12 protein-coding genes and 2 pseudogenes are annotated in these 15,783 nt (G+C 58.6%); 9 read left to right on the top strand and 5 right to left on the bottom strand.

The window, feature by feature from the left end; genetic code table 11:
- Window positions 1-192: 192 nt before the first annotated feature.
- The 8 genes from AC1DJO_RS23960 (at window position 193) to AC1DJO_RS23925 (ending at window position 13,151) form a co-directional block, all read left to right on the top strand.
- Window positions 193-1,341, top strand: a complete 1,149-nt coding sequence (locus AC1DJO_RS23960; protein ID WP_442208321.1) for a glycosyltransferase family 4 protein — start codon at window positions 193-195, stop codon at window positions 1,339-1,341.
- 68 nt (window positions 1,342-1,409) lie between these two features.
- On the top strand, window positions 1,410-3,758 hold the full coding sequence (glf, locus tag AC1DJO_RS23955; RefSeq protein ID WP_442208322.1) for a UDP-galactopyranose mutase: 2,349 nt from the start codon (window positions 1,410-1,412) through the stop codon (window positions 3,756-3,758).
- Window positions 3,751-6,990 carry a glycosyltransferase gene (locus tag AC1DJO_RS23950; protein ID WP_442208360.1) on the top strand — a complete coding sequence of 1,080 codons (3,240 nt, stop codon included), beginning with the start codon at window positions 3,751-3,753 and terminating at the stop codon, window positions 6,988-6,990. Before glf ends, AC1DJO_RS23950 begins: the two co-directional genes overlap by 8 nt.
- On the top strand, window positions 6,987-9,284 hold the full coding sequence (locus AC1DJO_RS23945) for a glycosyltransferase family 4 protein (RefSeq protein ID WP_112386792.1): 2,298 nt from the start codon (window positions 6,987-6,989) through the stop codon (window positions 9,282-9,284). Before AC1DJO_RS23950 ends, AC1DJO_RS23945 begins: the two co-directional genes overlap by 4 nt.
- 483 nt (window positions 9,285-9,767) lie before the next feature.
- Complete coding sequence (locus AC1DJO_RS23940) at window positions 9,768-9,944, top strand: DUF4167 domain-containing protein (RefSeq protein WP_112386791.1); 177 nt, start codon at window positions 9,768-9,770, stop codon at window positions 9,942-9,944.
- Window positions 9,941-10,990, top strand: coding sequence for a fatty acid desaturase (locus tag AC1DJO_RS23935; RefSeq protein ID WP_112386790.1), 1,050 nt, complete (start codon window positions 9,941-9,943; stop codon window positions 10,988-10,990). Before AC1DJO_RS23940 ends, AC1DJO_RS23935 begins: the two co-directional genes overlap by 4 nt.
- Before the next feature lie 97 nt (window positions 10,991-11,087).
- The gene (locus tag AC1DJO_RS23930) at window positions 11,088-12,188 is read left to right on the top strand and encodes an extracellular catalytic domain type 1 short-chain-length polyhydroxyalkanoate depolymerase (protein ID WP_112446018.1); all 1,101 of its coding nucleotides are present in this window, start codon (window positions 11,088-11,090) and stop codon (window positions 12,186-12,188) included.
- An 87-nt stretch (window positions 12,189-12,275) separates the two neighbouring features.
- The gene (locus tag AC1DJO_RS23925) at window positions 12,276-13,151 is read left to right on the top strand and encodes a transglutaminase family protein (protein WP_477973244.1); all 876 of its coding nucleotides are present in this window, start codon (window positions 12,276-12,278) and stop codon (window positions 13,149-13,151) included.
- Between the two features lie 150 nt (window positions 13,152-13,301).
- Here the strand turns inward: AC1DJO_RS23925 and AC1DJO_RS23920 are convergent.
- The 5 genes and pseudogenes from AC1DJO_RS23920 to AC1DJO_RS23900 form a co-directional block, all read right to left on the bottom strand.
- Window positions 13,302-13,429: pseudogene (locus tag AC1DJO_RS23920) on the bottom strand (Fic family protein); the annotation flags it as partial.
- Window positions 13,430-13,573: 144 nt separating this feature from the next.
- The gene (locus AC1DJO_RS23915; protein ID WP_112386787.1) at window positions 13,574-13,849 is read right to left on the bottom strand and encodes a hypothetical protein; all 276 of its coding nucleotides are present in this window, start codon (window positions 13,847-13,849) and stop codon (window positions 13,574-13,576) included.
- Window positions 13,850-13,930: 81 nt separating this feature from the next.
- Window positions 13,931-14,287: a DUF6481 family protein gene (locus AC1DJO_RS23910; RefSeq protein ID WP_112386786.1), complete on the bottom strand. Its 357-nt coding sequence runs from the start codon at window positions 14,285-14,287 to the stop codon at window positions 13,931-13,933.
- A 31-nt stretch (window positions 14,288-14,318) separates the two neighbouring features.
- A pseudogene (locus AC1DJO_RS23905) lies at window positions 14,319-14,544 on the bottom strand (hypothetical protein).
- Between the two features lie 130 nt (window positions 14,545-14,674).
- Window positions 14,675-14,884 carry a cold-shock protein gene (locus AC1DJO_RS23900; RefSeq protein ID WP_037135461.1) on the bottom strand — a complete coding sequence of 70 codons (210 nt, stop codon included), beginning with the start codon at window positions 14,882-14,884 and terminating at the stop codon, window positions 14,675-14,677.
- A gap of 464 nt (window positions 14,885-15,348) precedes the next feature.
- Between AC1DJO_RS23900 and AC1DJO_RS23895 the strand changes: the two genes are divergently transcribed.
- A complete protein-coding gene (locus tag AC1DJO_RS23895) occupies window positions 15,349-15,525 on the top strand; it encodes a hypothetical protein (protein ID WP_162698873.1) in 177 nt (58 codons plus the stop codon).
- The last annotated feature ends 258 nt before the right edge of the window (window positions 15,526-15,783 follow it).

Here is a 15,783-nt window from a genome sequence, read left to right as displayed (position 1 = left end):
CCATTTACGGAAAGCTTGCGTTGTCAGTGGAGCTCGAGCTTTTGAAGAAAAATTCGATCACAACGAATTCGATCAGCTCTTTAGTGTCACACACGTCCGCAGCAGCGACGTCTCGGAACTGGATCCTTCTCTGGAAGTTAAGTGGTAGTGCCGCCTCACAGACTACCGTGTCGACATCAATTAGGTATGTTTATGAAGCTGCGCCGTATCGTCATCATTAGCGACTATCAGGACGGAGCGTTGGGTGATGACGACATTCCGTCCGTAAACGCATATCGCCACCAATGGCTGAGTGGGTCGAGAGGCTGCTTCCCCAAGCCGGTTTCGGACCTTGGAGCCGTGACGGTCGATGGAGGATATCTCGAACGGTTACCGTTGGCCGCACTCAAGGACGGTCTTGTAGATTGCTGTGAAATCTGGACGCACTGGCGTGGCAATGCGCCGCCTCCAGACTGGACGACAGGTAGTCGATTTCTTACGCGCCGTGCGTTTCGCATGAACGGACCGGAAGCCCCTTTCGCATCGAACGATATGCTCGGGCATATTGCGGCATTTGGGCCACCGGACATTCTCTGCGTGTGGGGCCTTGGTGTCTGCGAAGACATCATTCTTGCCTGCCAAGACAGCTTCAAGATCTACAATTCTATCGATGCACCGGCGCTTCGGGTGCCCTCGGAGGTGAGCCGTCATTTCGATCTCGTGTTGACCGGCGCCGAATGGCAGTCGGACGTGGTGAAGGCCCGTCATCCAGCAATGCGAACGGAGGTTATGCCGGTCGGTCCTGAATTCGCCTCCGATGTGACATTCCGCCCATTAAACATCCCGAAGACGCACGACATAATCTACGTGGCAGCCGCGCAGCACTACAAACGACACGATATCCTGTTCGACGCGCTCGCGCGGCTTCCAAGGTCGCTGCGCGCATTGTGCGTATCCGGCTATGGCGAACTCGTCCCGGAATTGCGCAACCACGCACAACGGCTGGGCATCGACGTCGAGTTCGTCGGACCGCCCGGAGTTCCCTTCGACGAGGTCAATCGCCTGATGAACCGGGCACGGATCGGCGTTGTCTGTGGTATAGACGACGGAGCGCCGGCAATCCTGACGGAATACATGCTGGCAGGCATTCCGGTTCTGGCCAACAGCGAGCTCTGCTGCGGGCTCCAGTACCTGACCCCGGAAACTGGTCGCACGGCGTCCGCGATGGACTTTCACGAGGGTATTCTCGACTTGCTTGGATGTGCAGACACGTTGCGTCCTCGCGTCGTTGTGCTCGCTCGCTGGACCTGGCCGCATAGCGCACGCAAACTCAGGCAGTTGATCACAGGCACCGAAAACTGACGCCCATTTCGCCCGACGGAACTTTCGCAAGGAACCGAAGTTGGGGTTATGAAGTAACGAGGTGTTTGATGGACGTGTTGAATTCCACATTGCAGACGCCTGAACCCTGCGCTTCCCGTAACCCTCCCCTCGTTTGTTTTTCGCATCTTCGATGGGATTTCGTGCTGCAGAGACCGCAGCATCTGATGCAGAGATTTTCTCGCGAACGGGAGGTCTTCTTCTTCGAAGAATTCATCCCGACCGACCACCATCTCGCCTATCTGGAAATCCACCCTTTCGTGGATACCAACGTCAAGGCTGTCCGGCCGCGGATACCGCATTGGTGGAGCGAGGCTGAGCAGGAAAAGGCGCTCGGTGAACTTCTTGACGAGTTGATTGCGCTAGGCGGCGGACGCCGCCCGGTCCTTTGGTTTTACACGCCTATGATGTTCAGCTTCGCTGGACATGTGGATGCCGAAGCAGTGATCTACGATTGCATGGACGAACTGGCCAATTTCAAGTTCGCGCCGCCCCGGTTGAAGGAAACGGAAGATGCGCTGATCGCGCGCGCTGATGCCGTCTTCACTGGCGGCGCCAGTCTCTACGAGGCGAAGAAGCACCGGCACGACAACATCCATGCCTTCCCGTCCAGCGTCGACGCGCATCATTTCCGCAGAGCCCGCGAGGTACAGGGGGACCCGGCAGATCAGGCCGCGATCCCGCATCCCCGGCTCGGCTATTATGGCGTGATCGACGAGCGGCTCGACCTCGATCTGATCCGCGAGACGGCAAATGCCCGGCCGGATCACTCGTTCGTTTTCATCGGTCCGGTAGTCAAGATTTCGCCCGAAGATCTGCCAAAGGCAGCGAACATTTATTATCTCGGGCAGAAATCCTATAAGGATCTCCCGGCCTACCTATCCGGTTGGCAGGCGGCCATAATGCCTTTTGCGCTGAACGAGGCAACCCGCTTCATTAGTCCCACCAAGACACCCGAATATCTTGCGGCTGGACGGCCGGTGGTGAGCACCCGCATTACAGACGTAGAACGCAGCTACGGCGATGTCGAGGGCGTTTTCCTAGCCGATGGCGCTGTCGCGTTTGCGCGAGCCTGCGACGCCGCGCTGACGCTTTCGCGTTCAGGTGACGCATGGAGGAAGGCAGCGGATGTCACACTTGCCAGTTCGTCCTGGGATGCCACCTTTCGCTCGATGTCACATTTCGTCGAGCAGGCGGTTGCTGACAGAAACCCGCCTGCCGTTTCGAGAGACGCATCGTTCGCGTTTCACCGCAGTTCGGTTCGTCGGGGCTACGACTACCTGGTAGTTGGCGCCGGCTTTGCCGGATCGGTGATGGCCGAACGTCTCGCCAGCGACGGCCGTTCGGTCCTTGTCTGCGATCGGCGGCCGCATATCGCCGGAAATGCCTATGATCATCGCGATGAGGCGGGCATACTCGTGCACAAATACGGGCCGCATATTTTCCATACCAATAGCGAGGACGTGTTCGCCTATCTTTCCCGGTTCACCGCCTGGCGGGGCTATGAGCATAGAGTGCTGGCGCAGGTTGGCGATCTGAGGCTGCCCATTCCCATCAACCGCACGACGCTGAACGGGCTGTTCGGCCTCAACCTCTCGAACGAGACAGAGGCTGCGCAGTTTCTGGCAAGCCGCGCCGAACCCTGCGAGCCGATCCGCACATCGCGAGACGTCGTTGTGTCGCAGGTTGGCGGCGAGCTATACAGGACCTTCTTCGAGGGCTATACGCGCAAGCAATGGGGTCTTGACCCTTCCGAACTCGACCGTTCCGTCACGGCACGGATTTCGACCCGCACCAGCGACGACGACCGTTACTTCCTTGACATGTTTCAAGCGATGCCGCGCGACGGATATACGCGGATGTTCGAGCGCATGCTTGACCACCAGAACATCACGGTCTTGCTCGATACGGACTACGCCGACTTGCGTAACGACGCCTTGGCGAAACACACGATCTTTACCGGTCCGATCGACGAATACTACGATTTCTGCTTCGGGCACCTGCCCTATCGCAGCCTCGAATTTCGGCACGAAACGCATGACGCACGACGACTTTTGCCCGTCGGCGTAGTCAACTATCCTTCTGAAGACGTGCCTTACACACGCATTACCGAATACAAGCATCTGACCGGTCAGGTTCATCCCAAAACGAGCATCAGCTACGAGTTCGCATGCGCCGAAGGCGACCCCTACTATCCGATCCCCAGATTTGAGAACCAGGCACTTTACCGGCAGTACGAAGCCCTTGCGCGGGTGCAGAGCGACGTCACGTTCGTGGGCAGGCTTGGCACCTATAAATACTACAACATGGACCAGGTTGTTGGACAGGCCCTTGCGACGCACCGGCGCTTACAGAAGCGGCTGGGACATAGCGTCATGGCGGATTCGCAGCTTGACTAAAAAAGCACATATCGTTCTGGCGACGGATAGTCTCGACCCGTCGGGAATGGGCGAGCACATGCTCGCGCTTGCGCGCGGCTGCGCTCACGAGTGGGATGTGACGATTGCGCTGATCGGGGAGGATCGCAATGGTCTACTGCCCCGCGCCGCGCGTTTCGGCGTTAGGATACGGCTTGCCCGCGATGAAGAGGATTTCGCAGACTGGCTCTCTCAGGCCGGTAGCGATCTCCTTCATGTTCATGCTGGAATAGGCTGGGAAGGACTTAATCTCAGCGCAGTCGGCGTGGCAAAGGGCATTCCGGTCATCCGCACCGAACACCTGCCCTATCTTCTGACCAACCATCGGCAACAAGAGGACTATCGCCTTGCGTCGCGGAACATCTCCCATCACATCGTCGTCTCCGACGCTTCGCTAGCCAGTTACGAGGCACACATCGCAACGGACCGACTGACGGTGATCCGCAATGGCATCTATGCGCGTGAGCCAATCGCAGCAGCGATGGAACGGACACAAAACCTCGCATCCGACAATGCGCCTGTTCTGCTGACCGTAGCACGACTGACCGCGCAAAAGGATCATGCGACATTGCTGCGCGCCTTGCCGCAAGTCTTGAGGCGGCATCCCTCCACCATGCTTCTGCTGGCAGGATCGGGCGAGGAACAGGAGACCCTCAAGGCGCTTGCCCAAAGTCTCGGCGTAGCCGCCCATATCCGTTTTCTGGGCCAGCGTGCAGATGTCGCTGAGCTCGTTGCAGGCAGCGATCTCTTCGTCCTGCCGTCACTGTTCGAAGGGCTGCCGCTCGTCGTGCTGGAAGCGATGTCGCTTGGTACGCCTGTGGTCGCGACGCGTATTGGCGGTACCCTGGAAGCGCTCGGCGAAGAACACCCGTTTTTTGCAGTGCCAGGCGATGTCCAGTCGCTAGCCGATACAATCATTTTGGCGCTTGCCGATCCGATTCGGCTGGCTGGCGTCGGCGCCGCCGCGGGAGAACGCTTCCGACAGCTCTTTTCTGCCGATCGGATGGCGGCAGAAACCGGCGCGATTTACGGCCGCTTTGCAGGAAAATCAGGCCCAACGCAAAAGGATCTCTCAATGCAAAAGACACGTCTGGCCTTTATCGGCGTCGGCGGGATCGCACAACGACACCTCGACATCATCGCCGGCTTTGACGACGTCGAACTGGTCGGCTTTGCGGATCCCGATCTTGGCCGGGCAGATGCGGCCGCGATGCGTTTTGGCGCCAAAGCCTTCTCCCATCATAAGGAGATGCTCGACGCGGTCAGTCCGGACGCCGTGTATGTCTGCGTCCCGCCCTTTGCCCATGGCGAACCGGAACGCGCGCTCGTCGAGCGGGGAATTCCGTTCTTCGTCGAAAAACCGGTGGCGCTCGATTTGGCAATCGCGGAGGAGATTTCGGCGGCGGTGAGCGCTCGGGGTCTGATTACCGGCGTCGGCTATCATTGGCGCTATCTGGACATCGTCGACGAAGCGCGCGGCTTGTTGAAGGACAATCCGGCGCAACTTTTGTCCGGCTACTGGCTGGATTCCACTCCGCCGCCGAAATGGTGGTGGAAGGAAGATAAGTCGGGCGGACAGATGGTGGAGCAGACGACCCATCTTCTCGATCTTGCGCGATTTCTGGTGGGCGAAGTCACCGAAGTTTACGGGCGTGCCGGGCATCTCGACCGGACCGACTTTCCAGATCTCGACGTGCCAACGGTGACGACTGCCAACCTAACGTTCGAAACCGGTGTCGTTGCAAACATTGCCTCCACCTGCCTGCTCGGATGGAACCATCGCGTTGGTCTGCACATCTTCGCAAACCAGTTGGCGATCGAGTTGACCGACCGTGAGATCATGGTGGATGTCGGCCGAGGACGTCCGGTGCGCGGGGCCGATGGCGACCCGGTGTGGCGCGAGGACCGAGATTTCATCGACGCAGTGCGCGGCGGCGAAAACCGAATACGTTGTCCCTATGCGGAAGCGCTAACGACGCATCGGCTTGCACTTGCCGTGGTGTCCTCGGCAAAATCAGGTCAGGTCGTCAGGCTCCATCCGCCGAGCACGCAAAGACCGAACCCGGCTCCCCTGCAGTTCCAGCGACGCCCAGAACCGCCGCCGCTCGAACTGGCGCCGGGGCACAGGACAATCTGCTCGCTTGGCGTCGAGGCACCGGGCCGCCCGTATTTCTTCGAATATGATGAAGGGCCGCCAGCGAATGGCGAGGTTCGCCTCGACACTCTCTACACCGGCCTCTCAGCAGGGACCGAACTGACCTTTCTCAAAAACACCAATCCCTATTTTCGATCGCGTTTCGATGGGGAGCGCGGCGCTTTCATCGAGAACGAGGCGGACCTTCACTTCCCGGTGCCGTTTCTCGGCTATATGGAAGTTGCGCGCGTAGCGGAATCGCGCGCACACGGCTTCTCAGACGGGGATGTGGTTGCCACGACCTATGCCCACAAGTCCGGGCACACCGCCAACCCGTTCAATGACCTTCTGGTGCCGATGCCGAAGGACATAGATCCACTGCTCGGCGTGCTTGTCGCGCAGATGGGTCCAATCTGCGCCAACGGCATATTGCATGCCGACGCTGAGGCTTTCGGAGGCCAAGTGCCCTTCCTCGGCGCCAGCGTGAAGGATCGCCCGGTCATCGTCATCGGCGGCGGTACGGTGGGGCTGATAACGGCGCTGTTTGCCCGCGCGCTCGGTGCCTCGGACGTGCTCGTGACGGACCCTTCCGAGTTCCGCCGCGGCAAGGCGGAGGCGATGGGACTGATGGCTATGACGGAGGATCAGGCCTGGCAGCATGCCAAGGCGCGTTGGCATGACGGTGCGATGGGCCGGGGCGCCGACTTGGTATTCCAGACCCGGGCGCAGTCCGCGAGCCTGCATACCGCGCTAAAGGCCCTGCGACCGCAGGGCACGGTGATCGACCTCGCCTTCTACCAACGCGGCGCCGAGGCGCTCCGACTTGGGGAGGAGTTTCACCACAATGGCCTCACCATACGCTGTGCCCAGATCAACCGCGTGCCTCGTGGACTAGCACCGCTGTGGAACCGCCGACGGCTTGCGCTGGCAACTGTCGATCTTATCCGACGTGAGGGTAGCGCGATCCGCGAGCACATGATCACCCATGTCATTCCGATGACCGACGCGCCGGCCTTTTTAACCGACCTCATCGAAAACCGGCCGGATTTCCTGCAGGTCGTCTTCCAGGTAGGCGAATGACAGAGGAAACCGCGCCGATCCGCATCCTGTTCGTATTTGCCTGGTTGGTGGTCGGCGGCGAGGAAACTGAGGTGCGGCTGCTGGCCGGAAATCTCGACCCGCGGCGCTTTCGCATCGACGTGGTCACCTGCTTCCGCAAGCCGGGCATGCCGGAGCAGACGCATGAACAACTGGCCGCGCTTGGCGTCGATGTCGATACGACACCCTACAAACTGTCGTTCGAAGCTACCGTCGACTATCTGGCTGCCAAGATCCCTTGCTACGATATCGTGGTGTCATGCCAGAACGTCGCCGATATCTATCCGGCCCTGGAACGGCTGCACCTGCGCCCCCCGCTTGTCGAGCATGGCGGGCTCGTCTCGGAGGCCTTGGCCGGACCAAAACACCTGACGAACCGATATATCGGCGTCTGCCGTTCGATTCGCGACGCCGCGGCATCGCATATGCCGGGGCGTGAGCATCATGCGCTCGAGATCCCGTCCATGGTCGATCTGGCGAGTTTCGACCCGTCGTTCCGTGGGGCGACCCGGCGGGCGCTTGGGATAACCGACAACCAGATGCTGATCGGCTGGGTCGGCCGGCTCGACCCCAAGAAGAATGTCGAGGATTTTATCGAGGCTGCCGCCCTTGTCGGCCTGCGCGACAGCCGGGCCCGCTTTGTGATCGTCGGCGGCCCGGACGCCTTCATGCCGGAGTATGCTGACCGCCTTAAGGCGCTGGCTCAGCAGCGTGGACTGGCAGCGAAATTGCAGTTTCTCGGCGACCGGAAGGATGTTCCCGAGCTACTGTCTGCCTTCGACATCTTCGTCTGGCTTTCTCGCGGCGAAGGTATGCCGCATGTGATCGCCGAGGCCGGGGCCGCCTCTCTTCCAGTCATCGCAACGCCCGACAACGGCGCGCTGCAGCAGATCGAAGACGAGATTTCCGGTCTTTTTGTTTCTTACAGCGACCCTGAGGCCGTGGCGAAAAACATCGCCCGGCTGATCGATGACCCTGCACTGCGGCGGTCGCTCGGCGCTGCACTGCGGGATAGCGTCAAGGAGCGCTATGCCACGGAAGCTGTGGTCCCCCACTGGAGAAAACTGTTTTCCGACGTGCTAGCAGAAAGGGTGCCGTCGGGGCCAACCGGCCTTTTTCAATCCTTCCTGCAGGGCGGATTCGAATGCTCGAGCCACCGGCTTCGTCCCCATAAGGACGAGAAGGTCGGCCGCCGGCTCGACATGCTTGCCGCGATCGGCCACGACCGCCATGCCGCCCAGGATTATCGTCAACTGGCGGAGTTCGGCATTCGTACGGTGCGCGACGGCTTTCGCTGGCACCTGATCGACCGGGCCGGTCACTACGACTGGTCAAGCATTAGGCCCATGTTGCAAGCGGCGCAAACGACCGGTACGCAGGTGATCTGGGACCTGCTCCATTATGGCTGGCCCGACGATCTGGACATCTGGTCACCGGGCTTCGCTGACCGTTTCGCACGCTTTGCGGGCGAATGTGCCAAAATTGTTCGGGAAGAATGCGACACAGTTCCGTTTTATTGTCCCGTCAACGAGATTTCTTTCTTCTCATGGGGGGGTGGCGACGCCGGGTACCTCAATCCCTTTGCTAGCGGGCGTGGGTTCGAGCTGAAGGTGCAACTGGCACGCGCTGCGATCGCTGCCATGGAAGCGATCCTTGCCGCAGACGGCCGAGCGCGTTTCGTCCATTGCGATCCGGTGATAAACGTCATCACTGACCCATCTCGCCCATGGGAACGGGGCGTTGCCGAAAGTCATCGGCAATCACAATTTCAGGGGTGGGACCTGATCTCAGGCCGCCTCTGGCCGCAGATCGGCGGCCAGGAGCGCTATCTCGATGTCATCGGCGTTAATTACTACTTCAATAATCAGTGGATCCATGGCGGTCCGCCGATTGACATCGGTCATCCTCTTTATAAGCCGTTTAGCAATATCCTGATCGAGACCTATGCCCGCTATGGTAGGCCTTTGATAATCGCAGAAACGGGCATCGAGGGTGAACGACGCGCTGCGTGGTACAGCTATGTTTCTTCACAGGCGCGCTTGGCGATGAAAGCAGGCGTGCCATTGGAAGGGCTATGTCTATATCCAATCGCCGATCATCCGGGATGGGACGACAATCGTATGTGTGAAAACGGGCTCCTGTCTGCAGAGGTGTCGATCGGAGGGCGGCAAGCCGATGCGGCGTTGTCTTCGGCTATCCGGCGAGTCGGGCCGATCCCGAACGCGATAGTAACGCAGGCGGCGAGGATAACAGGCCCGCCAGCAATCACTCACTGACCAATGTCTGGGTATAAAATTTGTTCACTGGCGCGGGAATTTTGGTAGGATATCCATGCTCGATGCCAAATCAGTCAGTCTGGGACGCGTGAGACCTTCGCCGTAGGTATCAATCCGCCAATTTCGACTGCGCGATAGTGACTTCCAAGGCGGGCTTTGAACCGAGACGCTTTCAGAAACCGAAAGTTTAGGCCTTGTGTCTCGATCTGTTTAGTCGAGCCGCCTCACGAAACTGGAAGCGTGCCGCGCGCGGCTAGACACCTAGACAACATCAAACGGCCGCATTAACGCGATACATGGTGAGCGAACTGCGATGCCGCGCCGAGGCGGCGATGCCGATGACAAAGTAGCCCGCACTTAGCGGTCGAAGTTTCCCGAAATCATTACGTTTATGGAGCAAGCCTTGTAACGGCTTGAATTATTTTTTTGAAATCACCAAGCCAAAATTCCCCTTCGTCGGCCAGCCGACCGGCACGCGCCAGCATGGATGCCACCGCAACAACCAATTCGCAGAGCCTGATGAGGCGATACGAGCAGTATATGCTTCTGGCGCGAGAGGCCGCCCAGACCGGTGACCGGATCGAGGCCGAGAACCTCTCTCAGCACGCGGAACACTTTTATCGCACGGCCGCCCTGCAGAGAGCTGGCCAGCCACAATGAACACGAAGCCAATGTACACCGCTCCTGAGAGCAGGGATGAAAAGGCGTGGCTTAAAATCCTTGCAAAATATCGCACGCCGCATGCGGGCCGGAGCGTATTTGAGCTGGTGGTCACAGCCATCCCGTTCGCCGCCTTCTGGACGCTGACCTGGTTGGCGGTCCATTACGGCTTCTGGTGGGGTTTGGTCCTGATCATGCCTGCAGCGGGATTTCTGCTACGGCTATTCATGATCCAGCACGATTGCGGCCACGGCTCCTTTTTCGCCCGGCGGCACTTCGATGACTGGACAGGCCGTGTTTTAGGCGTCCTTACCCTGACCCCGTATGATTACTGGCGCAGGGCGCACGCTGCGCATCACGCGTCAGCCGGCAATCTCGATGAGCGGGGCGTCGGAGACATCACCACTCTTACTGTGACGGAATATTATGAACGGTCTCGGTGGGGACGGGTCGGCTATCGTCTCTACCGGCATCCACTGGTGATGTTTGGCATAGGCCCGGCTTGGCTCTTCCTGTTTCAGCAGCGCCTGCCGATGGGCATGATGCGCAATGGCATGCTGCCATGGGTGTCGACGATGGCCACCAATGTCGCAGTTGTCGCGATTGCCGCGCTCCTGATCTGGGTGATCGGCCCTGTCTCCTTTCTAATCGTCCACCTACCGATTGTCCTTTTTGCCGGTTCGATTGGCGTCTGGCTATTCTACGTGCAGCATCAATTCGAGGAGACACACTGGTCGAAAGAGCCGGAATGGCAGTTTCCAAAAGCCGCCCTGCACGGTGCTTCGTACTATGATCTGCCGCAACCTCTGCGCTGGCTGACTGGCAACATCGGCATCCACCACGTGCACCATCTCTCAAGCAAGGTCCCCTACTATCGCCTGCCGGAGGTCGTACAGAACCACCCGGAACTCGGCGAAATCGGCAGGATCACGCTGGGGCAAAGCCTCAGATGCGTAAAGCTAGTCCTGTGGGACGAAAGTAGTCGGCGGTTGATCTCCTTTCGTGAGGCAGCCGGTATCGCACGGGTCGCCGAGGAAACTCATTGAGATCTGCCCACAGGATACCTTTGCAGAAAAAATTGTGCGGCGCAGCATTCGCGCCCATATACGAACGAGTGTCCTATGATGGACAGAGGAGACGGACGTGATCCAGCAAAAGAATTCTCGCCAGCTGACCGAGCTGAAGAACTTCGGTTCGAACCCCGGCTTGCTCAGATGCTGGCTTTATCTGCCGACCATCCTTGCTCCCAAAACGCCGCTCGTTGTCGTCCTGCACGGATGCACGCAGAATGCGGCGACCTATGACCACGGTTCCGGCTGGTCAAAGCTGGCGGAAGAAAAAGGGTTTGCGGTCCTGTTTCCCGAGCAGCAGCGGGCGAACAACGCCAACCTGTGTTTCAACTGGTTTGAGCCGGGCGATATTCGGCGCGATGCGGGCGAGGCTCTGTCAATCCGTGAGATGATCGGCCACGTCGTTGTGTCGCACGGAATGGATCCTGACAAGGTCTCCATCACCGGACTGTCGGCCGGAGGCGCAATGGCGAACGTCATGCTGGCAGCCTATCCCGAATTGTTTGCGGCCGGCGCGATCATCGGCGGGCTCCCTTATGGGATCGCTTCAGGTGTGGGGCAGGCATTCGAGCGGATGCGAGGCCATAAAGCCCCGAGCGTCAGCCAGTTGCAATTGGCCTTGACGACCGCGGCAATCAAGCTGGGGGACTACCCACGTATCTCTGTGTGGCACGGAACACATGACCAGACGGTGAAGCCCGTCAACGCAGAGCAGATCGTCCAACAGTGGGCCGGCGTGCACCACGTCTCCGGCACACCTGATGTGATCGAAACGATCAATGGCCATAGTCGTAAGGTCTGGCTCGATGAACGCGGCAGGCAGGTCATCGAGGTCAATCTCATCACGGGCATGGCTCATGGTGTTCCTTTGTCATTTGCGGCTGAAGCTCCACTGGGAAATTCCGGGCCGTTTATGCTGGAGGCAGGTGTTTCGTCGACCGCACGTATTGCCAGGTCTTGGGGTCTTGCCGATGATGCTGATGTCGCCATCGCCGAAGACGCATATCAGCGTGGCCCGGAGTTCACAGCCGCGCCCTCAGGCATTGAAGCTGTGATCGCCAAGGCAATGGCCTATGCAAAACCCGGCCCGGCTCGCGATGCCGCAGGTCGCGACGAACAAGGTGTTGGCAAGGTGATCAACGATGCGCTTCGTGCAGCCGGGCTGATGCGTTGATTGAACTGGCGCGGCGTGCAGAAGACAAGCTGTTGCCCCAGGTCAAGGGCGGGGGTTTTGCCGTCAACTTTCAGGGGTTCGCTCTTCATGCCGATGCTTGGTATTCGTCACCGTACTACCTACAATTTTCGACAGACCGTATCGTTGTCGACGCACCCCCTTATGCTCAGGCCGCGCGAGGGCCGCGAGCTCAGGCTGCTGAGCCATGAAATTTCCACTTCCCCCGAGGCTGAGCTAAGCTGGTCGCAAGACGTATTCGGCAATATAATCGCTTTAGCGACATTTCAGACGCCCAGCGACAGCCTTGTTGTGAACAGCTCGGCGACCGTGGATTTGAAGGCACCGGCGTGGCCCGTGTTCGACATCGCGGCTTCGGCGATCAACTATCCCTTCCTCTACCCAGAGAGCGATTGGACAGACCTTGGAGCGCTAACCGTTCAGCGCTATGACGATGCCGAGCACCGCCTCGCGACATGGGCGCGCGGCTTCGTCGCCGGCAGGCCTACGGATACACTGTCGCTCCTCAAGGATATCAGTCTGGGTATCGCATCGGCCATTGCCTACCAGAGCCGGGAAGAGGAAGGCACGCAAGCGCCGCTGATCACCCTTGATCGGCGTTGGGGCTCCTGCAGGGACCTTGCCGTGTTATTCGTGGAAACTGTCCGCACCCTGGGCTTTGGCGCCCGGATCGTCTCAGGCTATCTGTTCGATCCGGACAGCTCCCTCACCGGTTCCACGGACTGTGGATCGACGCACGCCTGGGCAGAGGTCTTCCTTCCAGGCGCTGGCTGGATCACATTCGATCCGACGAACCGCAGTATGGGCAGCGCCAACCTGATCCCGGTCGCCGTGAGCCGCGACATCGCCCAGGCCGTTCCGGTTTCAGGGAGCTTCGCGGGCGCGGCGGACGCGTTCCGGTCGATGGACGTGACCATAGAAGTAAAAGCAATCGTCTCGGCATAGGCCAGGCGGCACGAGAACGATCGTATTGGCTTGGCTGATTTCGAGCCTCGCCCACCCTTCGCTCATGATGGAGACCGAAACCCTGGCCCATCTATTTGCTGACTGTCATGAACTGAGAGGCGGGGGATCGGTGCCTTCGTTTAGAGGAAGCAGCTCCTTTCGCGGCAGCAGCATTGTGATACCATCCAAGCGATCTAACGCGCGCTCTCCAAGCTCAGACGCTCTAATAGTGAAAGCACAATCACCGGCTCGGACGGCAATGGCGCGAAAGCCCGTACTTTATTTAAGCAAGGCGCATTTCATTTTTTTAAGCTGACGAACTTAAGTATGCGCGTTTAATCACCCTGGGGACATTGAAAGGTGACCAGCTGCTGGCGGCGTGAAGCATTCGGCCCACACGCTCCATCGGCAGATAGGCTTTCTCAGGCGCGATCATAGGTGAACGACGTCAGCAGGGTCGTGACGAAGTTACTTGCCCGTTCCTTGACCAAGACTTCCGTCCATTCATCAGTGCCGCGCAGCCTGAGGTCAGAGTGGATGCTATCCACCGCTGCCTCCTCGATCCGTTTGATATGTGTTTTGAACGCTGCCTCGCCGCCAGAGTGATACATGTCACGGATGACCATCCGCAAAATTTCCTGGATCGCGATCTGCCAGGACGTGTTGATCGCCTGGAGCTCATTTTTATCCGGTACCATGGATGCTCCTATGGTGGTAGTGGTCTCACCTCGCCATCGAGATGAGCAAGGCGAAGGGCCAATCGATCGATGGCGGCGAAATTACGCTCGTCTTGCCTTCCGATTGGCGTAGCGCCGATCGCGTTCGGCCTTTCGCTCCGCTTCGTCATTGACGACCTTCGCTATGCGGTCGGCATCAGCAAGTGCAGCCGCATCCGCCGCAGTCTGCCGGTCTACTTCCTCGGTTGCGAGCCGGTGACGTTCTTCCACCTTCAAGCGCTCACGTTGGAGACGGCGCATTTCCCGGGCAGAAGCAATCGCTGCTCGTTCTTCCCGTTTGGCGACCCTGGCGGGCATATCTGCGACCTGTGCGGCACGGTAGGCGTTGACAAGGTCTTTTCTAGCATCCGCTGCTGCGGTGCGCCGGTCAACAAGGTCAGTGGTTTTAGGCTTCTTCAAATTTCATCCTCATAAGGTTGTTGCCCGTTGATCATTTAGATCTGGCGCGCTTCGCTAGAACACCGGAGGTCGCGCGCGGCGCGATCGTCCATTTCCTTCGCCAAGCGCGCTTCGCGAAGCCTCAATGTCTTCGCATCACGGGCCTTATCAGTGGACTGAACTTCTTCCACGGCCTTGTGCTTCGCAAGAAATTGCGTCTGGACGTTGCCAAAGGCGATTTCCGCCTGCTGGCGGGATTTGCTAAATCTCTCTGTCACATGGTTCCGATCACGTGCCCGATGGACGGGCGAAAAAGAAAAAGGCCAGGCAGAACGCCTGGCCTTGAATTGATAACGTGCCTCCGGCAATGCCAGTACATCCGTGGTCAAAGGGACAGCAGCTACCGAATTATGCGTTCTGCAGATTGCAGGCCGACATTTTGCCGGACTTGTTGTCACGCTCGAGCTCGAAGCCGATTTTCTGGCCTTCGACGAGTTCGCGCATTCCGGCGCGTTCGACGGCAGAGATGTGGACAAAAGCGTCAGCGCCGCCGTTGTCAGGCTGAATGAAGCCGAAGCCCTTGGTGGAATTGAACCATTTTACTGTGCCTGTGGTCATGATGAACCCTTTCAAAGCATAGAGTAGGGACCGCTAAAGCAACGCTTCGCGGACGGTGATAACGACTATTTTTGAGAGGAAGTTCGCTTAGAACGCGGTGCCAATCGCGCAGTAGACAAAGTTCGGCAAGCAAAAGATCGATGAACACATCAATAGATTATTTTCCTACATGGGTCAACTAATCTTTTTCCGCTTAAAAATTATTTGCGTCCATACCAATCAAAAGAAAATGATTTTCTTGGAATTGTGCGCTTGATTGATCTGCATGATCTTTCCGAGCTGGCCTGATGGTTTCGATCATAGGGTCGAAGAGGAGGAGTTGCGCCGGGAACTAGCAGGGAGTTGGTCTCGCGAAATTCCGACGATGGGATCGTGTCCCAAGGAGTGGTGTAGCTGGATTTCATAGCCATCGGTGATTTCCGGTAGGGTCGGGTTGCTTATGACCACCCTTAGGGACACTATCGATGACCGATGACATGATGAACCTGCGCTCACTCGTTGAGAAGAGCGCTGATGCCGATTTGCTGCGCGAGATGATCGGCTTTGCTGCTTTCGATGGCGCGTTCGGACGTAGCCAAACATGGTGCGTCCTTTCACGTTGGGTCGGAAGCGGGGTCACTTCCAGTCGGAGCCTCCCGTGAAAGGTTGGCCTCGATGGGGTGTTATGCGCCGGTTAAAGTACAAGCGCAACGTTCCATTCGTGATCACTTAAGTCTAGCTAATAGTGATCTCTGCTGTGTCTACAAATGTCCGATATCGTTGAAAAACTCGCCGCATTAGCTGCTCATCCGCCCATTTTGATTTTCCGGGCGGAGTACCAACGCGTTTCTGCCCCGCGCCTCGGCGCAGGGTCTCAATTCATGCCGCTCTCATGCGGCAATGACGCCATATGACGTCGT

The organism is Rhizobium sp. 05N430 (assembly GCF_056396985.1).
Note: the sequence above shows the minus strand (reverse complement) of the source record. Positions and strands in the feature narration are given on the sequence as shown.

What these genes read in the sequence shown, in the direction of transcription:
- AC1DJO_RS23960 (WP_442208321.1), top strand. Translation starts at nt 193, where the DNA reads ATGAAGCTGCGCCGTATCGTCATCATTAGCGACTATCAGGACGGAGCG.
- AC1DJO_RS23925 (WP_477973244.1), top strand. Translation starts at nt 12,276, where the DNA reads ATGCCGATGCTTGGTATTCGTCACCGTACTACCTACAATTTTCGACAG.
- AC1DJO_RS23945 (WP_112386792.1), top strand. Translation starts at nt 6,987, where the DNA reads ATGACAGAGGAAACCGCGCCGATCCGCATCCTGTTCGTATTTGCCTGG.
- AC1DJO_RS23900 (WP_037135461.1), bottom strand. Translation starts at nt 14,884, where the DNA reads ATGACCACAGGCACAGTAAAATGGTTCAATTCCACCAAGGGCTTCGGC.
- AC1DJO_RS23935 (WP_112386790.1), top strand. Translation starts at nt 9,941, where the DNA reads ATGAACACGAAGCCAATGTACACCGCTCCTGAGAGCAGGGATGAAAAG.
- AC1DJO_RS23940 (WP_112386791.1), top strand. Translation starts at nt 9,768, where the DNA reads ATGGATGCCACCGCAACAACCAATTCGCAGAGCCTGATGAGGCGATAC.
- AC1DJO_RS23915 (WP_112386787.1), bottom strand. Translation starts at nt 13,849, where the DNA reads ATGGTACCGGATAAAAATGAGCTCCAGGCGATCAACACGTCCTGGCAG.
- AC1DJO_RS23895 (WP_162698873.1), top strand. Translation starts at nt 15,349, where the DNA reads ATGACCGATGACATGATGAACCTGCGCTCACTCGTTGAGAAGAGCGCT.
- glf (WP_442208322.1), top strand. Translation starts at nt 1,410, where the DNA reads ATGGACGTGTTGAATTCCACATTGCAGACGCCTGAACCCTGCGCTTCC.